This is a genomic window from Acerihabitans sp. TG2 (genome assembly GCF_035013185.1).
Classification (GTDB): domain Bacteria; phylum Pseudomonadota; class Gammaproteobacteria; order Enterobacterales; family Enterobacteriaceae; genus Acerihabitans.
In genome coordinates this window covers 1-16,225 of record NZ_JAYGJO010000006.1, presented here as the reverse complement: position 1 = coordinate 16,225, position 16,225 = coordinate 1, and the positions used below count along the sequence as shown (strand labels likewise).

Sequence of the window (16,225 nt, the reverse complement as noted above, 5' to 3'; positions counted from 1 at the left end):
CACGACCTGGTCAGTTGGCCGCGTGTTTAGCGCCCCAGATTACCCGCAGCGATAAACTACATAATGATGTATTAGTGTGCTGGTCCGTTAGGCATCAGCGCCCCAGAATAGATATTTTTGACCGGCCCAGCACGCTTACCCTGACTGAGACAGACCACACTGACCTCACGCCCGGATGCATCTGATACGGCAGAAATGCGCTCAACCTTTAATAAAGTTTTTGGCGGAATAAGAATATGATCCAGTAATAGATGAGTACTGGCGATTTTTTTGCCCACCTTACGGTCCACGATGAAAATCACCGGCACATCACGGACATGGGCTGCCTGATTTTTACTCCAGCTATTTTCCCATTCAAGGCTGTTTAATGGCAGCGCAGAGGCCGACATAAATCCCTTATCCATTATCACATCTCCCTCGACGATAAGGCCACCATAGACCTCGGGCGGGCAATAAACTGCACGATAAACCGGAAAGATATAATCTTTCAGGTTGGCATACTCACCCAGCATTATCTGCGCTTCGGTACTTGCCGTGACGGATACGTCATCGGTGCTATCGATGCCAAAACGTAACCAGTTATTCACAAAATCACTGCCCGCTTCTGAATAGGCTTCAATGGCTGGGAAGTCAGTTTGCTGTTTCGCAAAGTCCATCAGCATCGGAGAATATTTTTCAATATAGGCCGCTGAATACTTTTGTTTTTTTCTGTCTGATTTTAATAATTCAAGCATCATTATTCTTTCGCGATCAAGACGGAACGCGGCTACATCAGGGGTGCCCACATTGATTTTTCTCACGTCGGTGCCCACAGGCAGTGCCGCTCGCCCCTCGGTTTCACTTAACACGATGGTGTGTTCGGTCACACTATCAACTTTGAAAAGACAGCCATCTGGAATAAGAATTTCCGTATCAGACCAATCTTTGGCTTGGTGATTTATCGGGTAGCCTTTTTTTATCAGATTGAATTCATATTCAACTTCTATAAAGTCGTCTTCATGCATGATTCTAATTTGATATGCTTTTTTTTTCTTAATGGAGGCGAGGGTAAACCCGGAGGTTTCAAAAAAATCATTCGTCTTTATTTGAAGAAAATCACGTTCAGCAATGATGCCGAGTTTACGTGTAGTGCATCGCTGGGGAACAATTTTGGTCAGCGCTGAATGCAGATTATTAATTTGAGCAGCCCATTGTTTTTTTATTGTTAATGGTTCATTCTCAGCCGACACACTCTTAAGCATAAATTGATTAACATAATATCCCGAGGTGTGTTTAAACTGTTCTAAAGTGTTAATTTCATCGTTATTCAGAGGATATAGAGTTTTCAGTTTAAAAGGCTTAAATGACATTTTTGCCACTTGTAATATTTCCCAAACCTGTTCAATGCGCATAGATAAATAATTGAGGGTTTTTCCATCCGTTGACACTACATGCAGTAACTTCTGTTTACTAGAGGCAGGCGTTGCACCATAAATAGCGTAACCATCTCTTTCTTCTCTCAACCTAAAGAATCTATCGCCATAACGTAAATATTGTGTCTTATTCACATCATCGAAATAAATATTTTTGCTGGGATCCAACGTGAGTTTTCGACTAAAATCTGCATAATTAATGCTGAAATCAATATTTTTATCAAGGATTTTTTTTACACGACTCGAAACACGTAAACAGTAGTGGGCCCGTGGGCCAACATTACGTTTAACGCGACAGGGAGATGTAAATATCCCTGTTTTTCTCTGTTGATAATCCACCATTTTCCAACTTTTACTTTTTTTTAAATAGATCAGTCCTTGCTCCAATTCCTCACCGATAAAATAGATTGGCTGCTCCCCCGTGGGTGTTAACCGATAAATCTTGCCGGCGAAAACAATAAAACTATTACCGAGATCATCGAAATGAATACCACGTATGTCGACACGCGTGAGTGCGGCCAGGCTAACCCGACTTTGCGAAACTTTTTTATCATCTATACGCGCCAGCTCTACTGGATCAATATTGGCGTCGCCTAGAATATCTGCTGGCACTGGCACCGGTGCCGTTTCTGCTGCGAATTTTTCGGCATGGCTTACCCGTGAATCAACAGCCGCAGGATGATTGCGGGCAGACAAATATGCATCCTGCATCACACTCGAAACGCTGGTATCAGGGCCGCCTATTCCCAACTGAGCGCGCGATAAATCGTGTTCGTCATAGGTTGGCAAACGACCTTCAATCACGCTGCTAAATGCCATCAACGCAATATTTATACTTTCACCGATGACCACCTGATTACCTGCCTGGCGATCTGTCGGCGTATCACCATTAAGCATTTTTTCTATTCCCAAACCTAAGGTGACAAAAGGCGTAACCGGGTTAGGCAACATCATATCCACTACTGAAAAGTATCTAATGGCCATGTCTACTCGAACTTCATCGTTGGATTTAATCAGGCTGTCAGCATCGTCCATAGCACGCAACTCTTGCCTAGCGGATAAAAATTCGAGTACGGTACCAGTGACCTCATGTTTATTCCGCCAAATTTTATTCAAATAGCCGGCATCATTCTTCTGGCCCACCAGCAGCTTAAGCCAACTGTCTACACCAATGAAAAAAAATCCATCCTGACGGTCTTTAAGAGAAAAATAGCCTGCAATTTCATCACTTTTTTTTGTATCGGCGCAGGATTTAGAAAACCAGATTTTCATTTCATAAAGGCTATCAAATTTAATCAGTTTGTTAACACTTCGTGGCATATACACAGCGACGTAAGGCGCGCTATTGTGAGTTAACACCAGCATATCCGTCGCAAGATAACCGTTGATATCAAAAATATATTTTTTTACCTGTCGGTCAGTATCAGGGATCAGGTTAAAAGCTTTCAGATAAAAGTCATATATTTCAGAATCATGATTAACTTTTATCAAACCTTGTATAAAAACATAAAGGTTCATCATGTCTTGTAAATCTGTTTGCCAATAGCGCGAGAGCTTTTCGATATAGCTGCCGAAAAAATCTTTTTCAATAACAATGTTAGCGATGGTTGATGGTTTAATCGGCACTTGATTTTCGGCGCCAAATGAATTGACCTCATTTTCAGCAACACGATAAATCCCAGCCATTTGGTCAACCACATCCATATTGTCTCGGGCATCTGCTGGGAAATTTTTTAACAAGCATTCGGTAACAGTCCAGGATTCCACTGGTTTACTCACATCATGTCGCCAGCCAGTTATAGCATGGGGATCATTTTCTGCTGAAGTAAAATGATGAAAAAATATTTTATCAGGATCAACCCACAACCCTGTTTTATTAAAAATGGCTTGTTTCATTTGAGCAGCAGCGAAACGCAATATATCTGGAAAGTCCTCACTATAACGTTTTTTTAAAGAGTTAACCGTTGAAATAATCTTAAATTTTTGTTTGGCGTAATTTATAAAATAGGTATTCTCCTGGACATTACGATAAACTTCATTCATTTCATCGGAAATATATTCAGTTTTTTTCTTCTTCATCTCGACCGGGTAATGTGAATTTTTTTGAACATTACCAACTTGTTGTATCCTATTATCAAAAGACACGTGCTGGCCTACATGTCCTCGAGTGCCAAGATTTCGTCCTTGGGCTTGAGGGTAACCATCAGCCCTGGCAACGGGGGTAAGACCATGAGTCCCAGGGGGATATTGAGTCGACCTCAGCACTGGACTGTTCGCTTTTGCCTGCGAAACACCTATCAGCAATGAGGTTAAGACCAGTAACGCGAGAGCGCCCTTTTGCTTAGTAAAAAGCGTTTTATGTTGATTGCATGGCTGTGATTTCTTTTTATTTTTCTTATTATTATGATTAATATTATTTTTCATGTAATACTCCCCAGTATTACGAAAAAAATAGTTGTTTGAAACAGGCATAAATAAATCCCTTATAATTTAATTAAATAATCAACTGATTTAACACCAGCGATACTGTAATCAATGTTTGGGATTTATAATCTAAACGAAAACTATTTTACTAAGAAATTGTACTAAAATAATAATTTAAACTTGCTAACTCAACGCGATGTACCGAAGATGTTTTTAACCGAAAATAGCCTATTTGCGACAGAGAGGTTGATAACATCTTAACCTGTGGCCCGATAGTCCGCATTGCGTAGTGAGCGCCCCCATATTCATGCTCTGCCTCAGGTTACAGTATCATCTTGAGGTTCCCCATACAGCGGCGTAGAGCCTGTGCTAAGTCTACACACAGATATGCCTAACCCTATTAGTCGAGGGTTTAAAGGGGGATGTTGCTAACATTATCTTAATAACAGGAAGGGCGGATCAGGAATGGCGTACAAACAAAAAAACCCTGACAAAGTCAGGGTCTTAAAATTATTCAGGATCAGGGTGATCTTCAAACTGAGGTGGCATAAGCCTTACAGTCGTGATCAGACAACCTGTATCTACTGTGGGTTACAGAGCAACCACGTTAGCAGCAGATGGGCCTTTCTGGCCTTTTTCGATGGTGAATTCTACGCGCTGACCTTCGTCAAGCGTTTTGAAATCATTGCTCTGGATGGCAGAGAAATGAACAAACACGTCTTTGCTACCGTCAGCAGGGGTGATGAAACCAAAACCTTTACCAGCGTCAAACCACTTTACGATACCAGTCATTTTGTCAGACATTAAATACTTCCTTCATAAAAAATTGTGCCACTAGGGCGTTAAAATGGTCTGTTTGCCAGGAGTTACTTATGGGCACTTAAGAAGGAAATTCGTCGAAGAAGTGATGGTACATTATCGCTTTTACTTGAACAACTTTACTATAATGGCTTACATAAATAGGTCTGTACTACAAACCGTTGGTGCTATTTACTCATAATCCTCACTTTAGCGCAAGCTTTATTATTCTATCCCCTCAATAAGTCGCACAGCCCAAAGGCGGTAACCCCGTTCAAATCGGTCGAGAACCGATGTGAACAACGCTTACGCTGGCCCGAAGGGAAACAAGGTACTGCAGGTTTACACGGTCTTTATGACACTCCTTTGGCACGTCCCATTGCATTATATTGGTGCGCAACGGGCCTAAACGCACCAATATGGCGCCCCATTGCCCATATTAAAGCTTAGCACTGTGGCAAAATCGGCCCGATGACCCCGCCACTCGGTAAATCGCCATTTTGGCATCCCATTTGCTAAGAGTAACGGGAGTAACACGCATCACGCCGTTGGACAGAGTGGATGCGCAATAAGGCGCATCGAAACCATTAGCTATAATTTTGCCTCACAGGATACTTTTAATGAAAAAAATGATGATTTCCACGTTAATTGCCGCAGCGACATTGTTTGCGGCAGTTAACCAGGCACATGCAGGCACAACATTAGACGCAGTGAAAAAGAAAGGTTTTGTACAATGCGGTATCAGTGATGGTTTGCCAGGATTTTCTTACGCTGACGCCAGCGGTAAATTTACCGGTATCGACGTAGACGTCTGCCGCGCCGTGGCAGCTGCCGTGTTTGGCGATGCCACTAAAGTAAAATACACGCCGCTGACCGCCAAAGAACGTTTCACCGCATTGCAATCTGGCGAAGTGGACATTCTTTCCCGTAATACCACCTGGACGTCCTCACGTGACTCTTCCATGGGGATGGTTTTCGCCGGGGTTAACTATTATGACGGCATCGGTTTTCTGACCCATAAGAAAGCCGAGATCAAAAGCGCCAAGGACCTCAATGGTGCTACCGTTTGTCTCCAGGCCGGTACCGATACCGAGCTGAATGTAGCCGACTACTTTAAATCCCATAAAATGCAGTACACGCCGGTGACCTTCGATCGCTCCGATGAAAGTGCCAAGGCGCTGGAATCTGGCCGTTGCGATACGCTGTCTTCCGACCAATCCCAGCTGTACGCGTTGCGCATCAAACTCGGCAAACCGGATGATTATGTCGTATTGCCTGAAGTGATTTCCAAAGAGCCGCTGGGACCCGTCGTTCGTCGTGGTGACGACGATTGGTTCACCATTGTCAAATGGTCGCTGTTTGCCATGATAGACGCCGAAGAAATGGGCGTGACGTCGAAAAACGTTGATAAGTTGGCCGCTAACCCGTCGACTCCTGATATGGCCCATTTGCTGGGTAAAGAAGGTAACTACGGTGAACAGTTGAAACTGCCGAATAATTGGGCATTTAATATCGTAAAACAAGTCGGTAACTACGGCGAAGTGTTTGATCGTAACGTCGGTGCCGGCAGCGCGCTGAAAATTAAGCGTGGCCTGAACGCATTATGGAATGACGGCGGTATCCAATACGCACCACCTGTTCGCTAATATCAGCCACAGTGCAGAAGCGCCGATGGAATCCATCGGCGCTTTTCCAGCAGATTTTTTTATACTGAGGCTCTCCACATGCAACAACGCCAAACGGTAAAAAACGCCTTATCATTATCCAACCCCGCAGTCCGTGCCTGGATATACCAGATTCTGGCTGTCGTGGTGGTACTGGCCATTGGCGGCTATATCCTGCACAACACACTCACCAACCTTAGTCACCGTGGCATAACCTCAGGGTTCGGTTTCCTCAATGACCCCGCAGGTTTCGGCATTGTGCAGCATTTAATTCCTTTTAATGAGAGTGATACCTACGCTCGGGTTTTTCTGGTCGGGTTACTCAATACATTATTGGTGTCCGCACTATGTATCGTATTTGCGTCGGTGCTGGGTTTTATTATTGGACTTTGCCGATTATCAGATAACTGGTTATTACGTAAACTTTCGACCATTTACATTGAAATATTTCGTAATATTCCGCTACTGCTGCAAATCTTTTTTTGGTATTTCGCCGTGCTGCGCAACCTGCCGGGTCCACGCCAGGCGGTAAACGCCTTTGATATGATTTTTCTCAGCAATCGCGGCCTGTATATGCCGACCCCCATCTTAGGAGAAGGTGCATTAGCGGCTTTTATCGCGTTGGTGCTGGCCGTCGCGATATCACTCTTCTTGTTTACCATTAATCGTCGCCATCAGATGTCCACGGGAGAGCTACGGCGCAGTTGGCCATGGATTATCCTATTGGTGGTGGCCTTGCCTGGGCTAACCTATTTTATATCCGGTGCGGCCATCCATTGGGATATACCGGCACTGAGCGGGTTTAATTTTCGTGGTGGTATGGTGCTGATCCCCGAACTGGCGGCATTAACCTTGGCATTGTCGATATATACATCAACGTTTATCGCTGAAGTCATTCGTTCAGGCATTGAGTCAGTGCCGTTCGGTCAGCATGAAGCTGCGCGTTCGTTGGGATTGCCTAATACCGTGACATTAAATCAGGTCATCTTGCCACAGGCGCTACGTGTCATTATTCCTCCCTTGACCAGCCAATATCTTAATATCGTTAAGAACTCTTCGCTGGCGGCAGCCATAGGTTATCCCGATATGGTTTCACTGTTCGCCGGAACGGTGATGAATCAAACCGGACAGGCCATTGAAACCATCGCCATCACCATGGGGGTTTATTTGATAATCAGCCTGGGGATTTCGTTCTTAATGAATATATACAACCAGCATAAAGCTTTGGTTGAACGCTAAGAGACGCATATGACCATGACATTGAATCCGCAAGAACCCGAGGCGACGGCGTCGCCAAGCCGGTTGTCCCTTGCACTGCTCTGGATGCGCCAGAATTTGTTTTCCAGCATTGGCAATAGCCTGCTGACACTGTTTTGTCTTTGGTTGCTATGGATTATTGTTCCACCGCTGCTTAACTGGATGGTATTTAAAGCCAGTTGGGTTGGCACTAGCCGCGCAGACTGTACTCGCGACGGTGCTTGCTGGGTGTTTATCCACGCCCGCTTCGGTCAGTTTATGTATGGCCTCTATCCTTTCCAACAGCGCTGGCGCATCAACCTGACCTTAGTGGTTGGCCTGTTAAGCCTGGTACCGATGTTTTGGCGCGCCATGCCACGTCGTGGCCGTTACATCGTCTGCTGGGCGGTGGCGTTTCCGGTGTTTACCTGGGTTATGATCTACGGTGGTTTTTTTGGGTTGTCACGTGTAGAAACCCGCCAGTGGGGCGGCCTGACACTGACGCTGATCATTTCAACGGTAGGCATCGCCGGCGCACTTCCTCTGGGCGTACTGCTAGCGCTGGGGCGTCGCTCACAGATGCCGGTCGTTAAATGGTTTTCTATCATTTTTATTGAGTTTTGGCGTGGCGTCCCGCTGATCACCGTGTTGTTTATGTCCTCGGTGATGCTGCCGTTGTTCTTATCGGAAGGATCCAATGTCGATAAACTCATCCGGGCATTGGTGGCAGTCATCATGTTCCAGTCCACTTATGTGGCGGAGGTGGTGCGCGGCGGACTTCAGGCACTGCCGCGAGGCCAGTACGAGGCAGCGGAATCGTTGGGCCTCGGCTACTGGAAAACCCAGGGACTGGTTATCTTGCCGCAGGCGCTGAAGTTGGTCATCCCTAGCCTGGTCAATACCATCATCGAACTGTTTAAAGATACCAGTCTGGTGGTCATTATCGGCCTGTTTGATTTGTTCAGTAGCGTTCAGCAGGCCACAGTAGACCCAGCCTGGCTTGGCATGTCGACCGAAGGCTATATTTTTGCCGCCGCTGTCTATTGGCTGTTTTGTTTTAGTATGTCCCGCTATAGCCAACATTTGGAAAGGCGTTTTAACACCGGACATTCTTCCACGCATTGAGGTATCACATGAGCGAAAATAACGCCAACCAGCCTGACCGTTTGATGATTACGCTGGAAAATGTCAATAAATGGTTCGGTCAGTTCCATGTATTGAAAGATATTAATTTACAGGTGAAGGCCGGCGAACGCATTGTGCTATGTGGCCCCTCCGGTTCAGGTAAATCCACCACCATCCGGTGCATTAATCACCTTGAAGAACATCAAAAAGGCACAATTGTGGTGGACGGCACCTTGCTTGATGATGACCTGCGTAATATTGAGCGCGTGCGTACCGAAGTCGGCATGGTATTTCAGCATTTCAACCTGTTTCCCCATTTATCGGTATTGCAAAACTGCACCCTAGCGCCCATTTGGGTGCGCAAGATGCCGAAAAAAGAAGCAGAAGAGCTGGCAATGCATTATCTGCAGCGGGTCAGGATCGTTGAGCACGCGCACAAGTTTCCCGGCCAGTTGTCTGGCGGGCAGCAGCAACGCGTGGCCATCGCCCGTTCGTTGTGCATGAAACCTAAAATTATGCTGTTCGATGAACCCACTTCTGCTCTGGATCCCGAAATGGTCAAAGAGGTGCTCGACACGATGATTGGCTTGGCCAATGACGGCATGACCATGTTGTGCGTCACTCATGAAATGGGTTTTGCCCGCACCGTAGCTGATCGGGTGATCTTTATGGATCGCGGTGAGATCGTCGAACAATCCTCACCGGATGAGTTTTTCAGCCAACCGAAATCGGAGCGTACCCGCGCTTTTCTCTCGCAGATCCTGCATTAATCAGCACTACCCTCGCCACTAAACGTGGCGCAGTTACGCCATGATGATCCCGTAGGGCGGCGGTTAGCGCACGGTCGCCACCTTCGGAGGATTTTATTTCAACAGCACGTCATATTGTGGATTAAATTCATCAAATATCGGTAACGCCGCTGCACCCAGTGCGGCGGTATCGGTACCCGTCATACCGATCCTTACCCGGCTGCCGTCACGGTACTTACTGCGTACCGATTGCAGCAGTGGCGATAAGCGGTTGACGATTTTTTCCACCAACGACTGCGGCATCTGGCCGCCGATAATCACTGCCTCGGCGTCAAATAGACATTCAAGAATGTTAATGGCTTGCCGGGTTGCCGGCAGCGCTGACTCAACCCAACGGTCAAAGCACACTTCATCCACCGTTAGCAGATCTTCCGGCATGGCGGTCATCGGGTCCAATTCGCAGGCCTCGTAGGCCGACTGCAAGGATAAGTATCGTTCCAGGCACCCCTGGTTGCCGCAAGAACATAACCGGCCTTGCGGTTGTACCACCATATGTCCGACTTCTCCGGCGTTATGCGCATGACCGGTATAAATATGACCGTCGGTAAAGATGCCGGCCCCCAGACCGGTACCGATATACAGGTAGATAAAAGAATCAAGCTGCTTGGCGATACCGTGAAACCGCTCGCCAATAGCGGCCACCGTGGCGTCGTTTTCCAACGTGACCGGCAGACCAGTGGCACTTGAGAGTTCTGCCACCACATCGACATTTTCCCACCCATGCAGGGTGGTCGGTCCCTGGGATGATAGCCCCTCAACGCCAAACGGCCCTGGCATCACCACGCCGATCCCCAGCATTTTGCTCCAGTCGATGGGCACCTGTTGTTTCATTTCCGTCAATAGGAGTTTGATCAAGGCCAAGGTTGCACCAGGTTGGGGCTTTTGCACCAAACAAAGCCGTCTGAACCGCACGCTGCCGGCCAAATCAACCAGCACGATCAGCAACGTTTGATGATCAAGGTGAATGCCGATGGAATAGGCACTGTCAGGATTGAGCGTCACAGGCACCGCCGGTTGCCCGCGTCCGCCAACGTGTCGGGGCAAGTGGCTGAACAGTACTCCAGCCTGACCAAGCTCGGCGACAATATTGGAGACGGTCTGCGGCGTCAAGGCCGTGAGGCGCGCCAGCTCAGCCCGCGTAAGTTCACCATTAAGCCGAATAGCCTCAATCACCACGCGGCGATTATGCGCCCGGGCATGTTCAAGATTGGTTCCCGATGTTCTCATTGTTTCCTACCACCTGCTATCGTAGCGCCAGTATGTGCACATGCTTTATAGCAATCAAATTGATTTAATAATAATGATCCGCTGATCTCGGCACGGCTATTGCACGACTATGACACAGAGTTACCTAAGGCTTACGCCAGGGCAGGAAACCGGCTGAAAACTGCAGTGCCGAGATACTGGTCACACGCTGAAGCATTGGTCGTTGCTTTCACCTATTAAAGCAATCAAATTGATTTAATAACCCAACCCATGCAGTCTGATTTCGGAGAGAGAAGATGAAAATAACGAGTAAATATCCCGTCCTGACGCTGTGCGCTGTTACGGTCCTCTCGTTGGGACTTTCAGCACAGGCTCTGGCGGAAACACATATCAACGCGTTGTTTATGACCCAGGCGGCTTACAGCGAAAGCGATATTCGCGCCATGACCGCCGACTTCACCAAACAACACCCCGATATTGACGTTAATCTTGAATTTGTACCTTACGAAGCGTTGCACGATAAAATCGTCGCGGCGCGCGGCGCAGGTGGAAATGGCTACGATGTGGTGCTGTTCGATGCCATCTGGCCGGCCGAATTCACTAAATTTGGTTTATTGCAGGACGTATCGGCGCGCATCAATCCCGACGATAGCAAAAAAATATTTTCGGGAGCCATGAGCACCGTAACCTATCAAGGTAAGGTTTGGGGTCTGCCGTGGATCCTGGATACTAAATATTTATATTACAACAAAGCCATGCTGGCCAAGGCCGGAATAACCACACCACCGCACACCTGGCAACAGGTGGAACAGCAGTCGGAAATTCTTAAGCAAAAAGGTATCGTTAAATATCCCCTGGTCTGGAGTTGGTCACAAGCTGAAGCGCTGGTGTGTGATTACACTACGTTGGTTTCCGCCTATAAGGGCCAGTTCTTTGAACAAGGCAAACTCAACTTTACCAATCCCGGCGCAATGAAAGCCGTGAATTTTATGAAAGAAACGCTGGATAAAGGCCTGACCAACCCTAATTCACGTGAATATCTCGAAGAAGATGTGCGTAAGGTTTTCTCCAATGGCGATGCCGCTTTCGCGCTTAACTGGACCTATATGTACAATATGGCCAACGATCCGAAGCAAAGCAAAGTCGCTGGTGACGTGGGCATCGTACCCGCGCCTGGTTCCAAAGATGGCCAAGTCTCTGCGGTTAACGGTTCTATGGGACTGGGCATTGCCAAAGCCAGCAAGCATCCTGATCAGGCATGGCAGTTCATTAGCTATATCACCTCACAGCCGGTTCAGGACAAATACTCCCGTTTAAGTTTGCCTATTTGGAAATCTTCTTACGACGATCCCAAGGTACAACAAGGACAGGAACCGCTGATCGCGGCAGCGAAACAATCCCTGAATGTGATGTTATCGCGTCCGGAAATTCCCGCTTATTCCCAGCTGTCCAATATCCTGCAGCAAAATCTGCAGCAGGTATTACAAAACCTGGCGACGCCGGATGCGGCCATGCAGGCGGCCACCAAAGCCGCAGACCGTTTGCGTTAAGGACTTACGTATGCTCAGTTTGCAACAACGTGAGCATCGTCAGGCATGGGTGCTGTTAGCACCCATGTTAGCGATGATGTTTTTACTGACTGCCTGGCCGCTTGGCCGCACGCTATGGCTTAGCTTTACCGATGCGGCGCTTATCAGCAACGGGATGGTTCCGGCGAATGTCGGTTTTGCTAATTATATTTATGCGTTGACCGATCCGGATTTTTTGGCCTCCTTGGCTCGCACGCTGTATTTCACCGTGGTGTCAGTCGCAGTGGAGGGCGTGCTGGGCGTGTTGGTCGCCCTATTACTCAATCAGCCGTTCTATGGCCGCAGCATACTGCGCGTTTTGGTGATCTTGCCCTGGGCGTTGCCCACCATCGTTAACGCCATGATGTGGCGACTTAATTTTAATCCTGACTATGGCAGTATCAATGCACTGCTGATGCAAACCGGGATCATTGATCATTATCGCAGTTGGCTTGGCTCGCCCGGTTCGGCAATGAACGCGGTGATGATTGCCGATATCTGGAAAAACTATCCCCTGGTAACGTTGCTGACATTGGCGGCGTTGCAATCTATTCCCGACGATTTATACGAGGCGGCCCGTATCGATGGTGCCGGCGCCTGGCGCCGCTTTCGCGCCATTACCCTACCCTCGATCTTGGCGCCTCTGGGCGTAGCGTTAATATTACGCACCATCGATGCGTTTAAAATCTTCGACATTATTTACGTAATGACCCGTGGTGGACCGGTGGACAGTACCAAGACCTTGAGCTTTTTTGTCTATCAGGAGTCGTTTAGCTATTTACGTGCCGGCAGTGGCGCGGCTTATGCCATTTTAATGACGATAATGTGTGGTGTGCTGATTGCCATCTATATGTTTATGCTAGCGCGCGGACGCCGGCGGGAGATTGAACAATGAAACGCCATCTGCGCATTATTTTACGCTACGCTGCAGCGATAGTGCTGGCTATAACTATTCTAGCGCCTCTGCTGTGGCTGTTTCTAATGAGCGTCAGTTCGTCGGAAGATCTGGCGCGCATTCCCCTCGAATGGCTACCTCATCAGTGGGATTTTAGTCGTTATGCCCGTCTGCTGTCATTGGCGCCAGGCCAACCGGGGGCGTTGTTTTTACATGCCCTTGGCAACAGTATTTTTACCGCCACCGGTGCCACGCTTATTTCCTTAGCATTGGCGATCCCCGCCGCGTTTAGCTTTTCACGTTATCCCGGCCGCGACGGCTGGCTGATGGGCAGCCTGGCCATTTACATGGTACCGCCGGTGGCTTTTGTCCTCCCGCTCTACTTCGTCTTGCAACAGCTGTCTTTGCTCAATACCCATCTGGGATTGATCCTGGTCTACTGCTCGCTGATCCTGCCGTTTCTGACCTGGATGCTCAAAAATCAGTTTGACGCCATGCCGCTGGATATTGAGCAAGCGGCACGCCTTGATGGATTACGGTTCTGGCAAGTATTACTGCGCATTACCCTGCCCTTGGCCAGACCGGCGGTCGCTGCGTCGGCGGTCTTCGGTTGGTTGCTGGCCTGGGATGAATTTTTTTATGCCCTACTGTTTACCAACAATATTCAGGCACAAACGCTGCCGGTTACCATCGCGGGTTTCACCGCCGGCAGGGCCACGGATGACGGTCTGATAGCCGCTGTCGGTATTCTTGCGTCGGTGCCGCCGCTATTTATTGCTATTTGGTTGCAAAAGTCTCTGGTGAGCGGTTTAACCAGCGGCGGCAGCAAAGGGTAGAAAGGACGATGTGGATACAACCATGCTAAAACCAACGAGCGACGCCACGCTTTATGTGGTGGGTAATATTAATATAGATCTGATTATGGGTACGCTGGATCATTGGCCAGCTCGTGGCACCGAGGCGATGCTCGATCATAGCGCGCTACGCCCTGGCGGGTCGGCCGGCAACTGTGCTTTAGCGCTGGCGGCCCTGGGTACGCCGCATCGGGCGGTGGCCAACCAAGGGGATGATCACTTTTCCAGTTGGTTAGCGGAATATTTTGCCGCCAGTGCGCCATTTTGGCCGCGCTATGCGTGTGAAACCTCCCTGACGGTGGGATTGACCCACCCGGACAATGAACGTACTTTTTTCAGTAATCAGGGACATATTGTGCGTCTGACCCGTCAAGACGTGCTGGTACAACTGCCGTCCAAGGCTATTCCAGGGGATATCGTATTGTTATGCGGTACCTTTTTGTGCCTACAGCTATTCAATGAGTATCCCGAGTTATTGGCCGCGCTGCGCCAGCGTGGTTTTAAAGTGGCGGTGGATACCGGCTGGCCACCGCAGGGCTGGAGCAATGAGCTGCGTCAGCAGATAGCGCGCTGGCTGGGCAACTGTGACTATCTTTTGTTAAATGAAGTGGAAACGCTTGGGTTGGCCCAGGGTGATGACCTCGCGCAGGCGGGACAAGCACTGGCGGCACAACTGGCTGACGGTGGGGCTTGCGTGATCAAACGTGGCGGCGAAGGCGCGATGGTTTGCGATGCCGGGGGACCTTTTTCCTGCGCCGCCGATCGGGTGACCATTATTGATACCATCGGCGCCGGCGACAGTTTTAACGCCGGTTTTCTGAGTGCCCTGCTCTATGGCTATAACCGGCATCAGGCGCTGCGCTGGGGCATTCGTGTTGCCAGCCAGGCCATCAGCAGCTCGCCACGTCAGTATCCGGACCGGGCTTCCCTACAATCCTTTGCCGGGGAGGAGTAATCCATGGCTAGCGTAGAATTAGTGAAAGTTGCCAAACGTTATGGCAAGAATATCGTGCTTAATCCGTTGGATCTGACCATTCCCGACGGCAGTTTTACCGTGCTGGTCGGACCGTCCGGCTGCGGTAAATCCACGTTGCTGCGCCTGTTGGCAGGACTGGATACCGTTTCTGACGGCGATATATTTATTGATAAGCAGCAGATCAATAATTTGGATCCGGCGGATCGGGATATCGCCATGGTATTTCAGAGCTATGCGTTATATCCACATCTGACGGTGGCGGAAAATATGGCGTTCCATATGCAGGTAAAAAAGATACCACGCCAACAGCAGCAAACTAAAGTTGAGCAAATTGCCCGAATGCTGGGCATTGAGCCGCTGTTGCGGCGGTTGCCAAAAGCATTATCAGGCGGACAGCGACAGCGTGTCGCCATGGGTCGGGCAATGGTGCGCAATCCTCGGGTATTTCTGTTTGACGAGCCGCTGTCAAACCTTGATGCACAGCTGCGCATGGAGCTACGAGCCGAAATTAAATCTTTGCATCAGCAACTGAAAACCACCACAGTGTATGTTACCCATGATCAGGTGGAGGCCATGACCTTGGCCGATCAGATTGTGGTGATGAAGCAGGGCAGTATTGTGCAGCAGGGGCAGCCGCTGGAGATCTACGATCGACCAGTGAATACCTTTGTGGCCCGTTTTATCGGTTCCCCGCCAATGAACTTGCTTGAAGGTCGTATTACGATGCAAGGTGGGCGACCAGGCGTAAGCTGTGGCGATCTGTGGTTTCTATTGCCGGAGAAATGGCGTGAGGCCGCGAGTTTGCAGGGTGATGCGCCGGTGACGTTGGGCATTCGTCCGCATGATTTTGTTCTTGTTTCAGCGAGCAACCAGCCTGCTGCTTCGCTTCGGCTGATGGAAAAGAGCGGCGAGAGCAGTCTGCTGCACGTTACCTGGGCCGGTTTTCCATTGCATGTGCAGTTTGCCGGGCGGTCGCAGTGTCAGCTGGGGCAACCGTTGTGGCTGGAGCCTAAGGCCGAGGAGATGCATTTGTTTGATACCGCGAGCGGTAATCGACTTGGCGAGACACTTTCGCATTGAGCAGATGCAGCCAGTGAGGCTTGGGTGGGTGGCTGATGCGTGCGCCGGTGCGTGACCGCTGGGCGTCTGGCGTGTGCACCGGTGCGTGACCGGCCTAGCGTACCAGGGGGCGCTCGGTTGGCCGGGAACACCACGGCCAATTCGACCCCCACGGTATGCTCCCCGGCCAGTTTCGTTT

General features: G+C 49.0%; 12 protein-coding genes. 9 read left to right on the top strand and 3 right to left on the bottom strand.

Annotated features, from left to right (window positions below; genetic code table 11):
• Nucleotides 1-71: 71 nt before the first annotated feature.
• Together SJI19_RS07050 and cspA are read right to left on the bottom strand one after the other, a co-directional pair.
• Nucleotides 72-3,836, bottom strand: coding sequence for a dermonecrotic toxin domain-containing protein (locus tag SJI19_RS07050; protein ID WP_323477556.1), 3,765 nt, complete (start codon nt 3,834-3,836; stop codon nt 72-74).
• A gap of 591 nt (nt 3,837-4,427) precedes the next feature.
• Nucleotides 4,428-4,640 carry an RNA chaperone/antiterminator CspA gene (gene cspA, locus SJI19_RS07045; protein WP_323477555.1) on the bottom strand — a complete coding sequence of 71 codons (213 nt, stop codon included), beginning with the start codon at nt 4,638-4,640 and terminating at the stop codon, nt 4,428-4,430.
• Nucleotides 4,641-5,254: 614 nt separating this feature from the next.
• On the opposite strand from cspA, the gene SJI19_RS07040 reads away from it, so the two are divergent.
• The 4 genes from SJI19_RS07040 (at nt 5,255) to SJI19_RS07025 (ending at nt 9,429) form a co-directional block, all read left to right on the top strand.
• Complete coding sequence (locus tag SJI19_RS07040; RefSeq protein WP_323477554.1) at nt 5,255-6,280, top strand: amino acid ABC transporter substrate-binding protein; 1,026 nt, start codon at nt 5,255-5,257, stop codon at nt 6,278-6,280.
• A gap of 78 nt (nt 6,281-6,358) precedes the next feature.
• On the top strand, nt 6,359-7,537 hold the full coding sequence (locus SJI19_RS07035; protein ID WP_323477553.1) for an amino acid ABC transporter permease: 1,179 nt from the start codon (nt 6,359-6,361) through the stop codon (nt 7,535-7,537).
• Nucleotides 7,538-7,552: 15 nt separating this feature from the next.
• Nucleotides 7,553-8,659, top strand: a complete 1,107-nt coding sequence (locus tag SJI19_RS07030; RefSeq protein WP_323477762.1) for an amino acid ABC transporter permease — start codon at nt 7,553-7,555, stop codon at nt 8,657-8,659.
• Nucleotides 8,660-8,667: 8 nt separating this feature from the next.
• Nucleotides 8,668-9,429 (top strand): amino acid ABC transporter ATP-binding protein, encoded by a 762-nt coding sequence (locus SJI19_RS07025; protein WP_323477552.1) that lies wholly within the window; start codon nt 8,668-8,670, stop codon nt 9,427-9,429.
• A gap of 93 nt (nt 9,430-9,522) precedes the next feature.
• Here SJI19_RS07025 and SJI19_RS07020 read toward each other — a convergent pair whose 3' ends face one another.
• Nucleotides 9,523-10,695 (bottom strand): ROK family transcriptional regulator, encoded by a 1,173-nt coding sequence (locus SJI19_RS07020; protein ID WP_323477551.1) that lies wholly within the window; start codon nt 10,693-10,695, stop codon nt 9,523-9,525.
• Between the two features lie 275 nt (nt 10,696-10,970).
• Between SJI19_RS07020 and SJI19_RS07015 the strand changes: the two genes are divergently transcribed.
• Genes SJI19_RS07015 through SJI19_RS06995 form a run of 5 tightly spaced genes read left to right on the top strand, consistent with a single transcriptional unit; the run spans nt 10,971 to nt 16,047 of the window.
• Complete coding sequence (locus SJI19_RS07015) at nt 10,971-12,224, top strand: extracellular solute-binding protein (protein ID WP_323477550.1); 1,254 nt, start codon at nt 10,971-10,973, stop codon at nt 12,222-12,224.
• 10 nt (nt 12,225-12,234) lie between these two features.
• On the top strand, nt 12,235-13,137 hold the full coding sequence (locus tag SJI19_RS07010) for a sugar ABC transporter permease (RefSeq protein ID WP_323477549.1): 903 nt from the start codon (nt 12,235-12,237) through the stop codon (nt 13,135-13,137).
• On the top strand, nt 13,134-13,973 hold the full coding sequence (locus tag SJI19_RS07005) for a carbohydrate ABC transporter permease (protein WP_323477548.1): 840 nt from the start codon (nt 13,134-13,136) through the stop codon (nt 13,971-13,973). The genes SJI19_RS07010 and SJI19_RS07005 overlap by 4 nt, the downstream gene beginning before the upstream one ends.
• 22 nt (nt 13,974-13,995) lie before the next feature.
• Nucleotides 13,996-14,946, top strand: coding sequence for a carbohydrate kinase family protein (locus tag SJI19_RS07000; RefSeq protein WP_323477547.1), 951 nt, complete (start codon nt 13,996-13,998; stop codon nt 14,944-14,946).
• A 3-nt stretch (nt 14,947-14,949) separates the two neighbouring features.
• Nucleotides 14,950-16,047, top strand: a complete 1,098-nt coding sequence (locus SJI19_RS06995; RefSeq protein WP_323477546.1) for a sn-glycerol-3-phosphate ABC transporter ATP-binding protein UgpC — start codon at nt 14,950-14,952, stop codon at nt 16,045-16,047.
• The last annotated feature ends 178 nt before the right edge of the window (nt 16,048-16,225 follow it).

Coding starts and splice junctions, on each gene's coding strand:
- SJI19_RS07050 (WP_323477556.1), bottom strand. CDS start 3,836: ATGAAAAATAATATTAATCATAATAATAAGAAAAATAAAAAGAAATCA.
- cspA (WP_323477555.1), bottom strand. CDS start 4,640: ATGTCTGACAAAATGACTGGTATCGTAAAGTGGTTTGACGCTGGTAAA.
- SJI19_RS07040 (WP_323477554.1), top strand. CDS start 5,255: ATGAAAAAAATGATGATTTCCACGTTAATTGCCGCAGCGACATTGTTT.
- SJI19_RS07035 (WP_323477553.1), top strand. CDS start 6,359: ATGCAACAACGCCAAACGGTAAAAAACGCCTTATCATTATCCAACCCC.
- SJI19_RS07030 (WP_323477762.1), top strand. CDS start 7,553: ATGACATTGAATCCGCAAGAACCCGAGGCGACGGCGTCGCCAAGCCGG.
- SJI19_RS07025 (WP_323477552.1), top strand. CDS start 8,668: ATGAGCGAAAATAACGCCAACCAGCCTGACCGTTTGATGATTACGCTG.
- SJI19_RS07020 (WP_323477551.1), bottom strand. CDS start 10,695: ATGAGAACATCGGGAACCAATCTTGAACATGCCCGGGCGCATAATCGC.
- SJI19_RS07015 (WP_323477550.1), top strand. CDS start 10,971: ATGAAAATAACGAGTAAATATCCCGTCCTGACGCTGTGCGCTGTTACG.
- SJI19_RS07010 (WP_323477549.1), top strand. CDS start 12,235: ATGCTCAGTTTGCAACAACGTGAGCATCGTCAGGCATGGGTGCTGTTA.
- SJI19_RS07005 (WP_323477548.1), top strand. CDS start 13,134: ATGAAACGCCATCTGCGCATTATTTTACGCTACGCTGCAGCGATAGTG.
- SJI19_RS07000 (WP_323477547.1), top strand. CDS start 13,996: ATGCTAAAACCAACGAGCGACGCCACGCTTTATGTGGTGGGTAATATT.
- SJI19_RS06995 (WP_323477546.1), top strand. CDS start 14,950: ATGGCTAGCGTAGAATTAGTGAAAGTTGCCAAACGTTATGGCAAGAAT.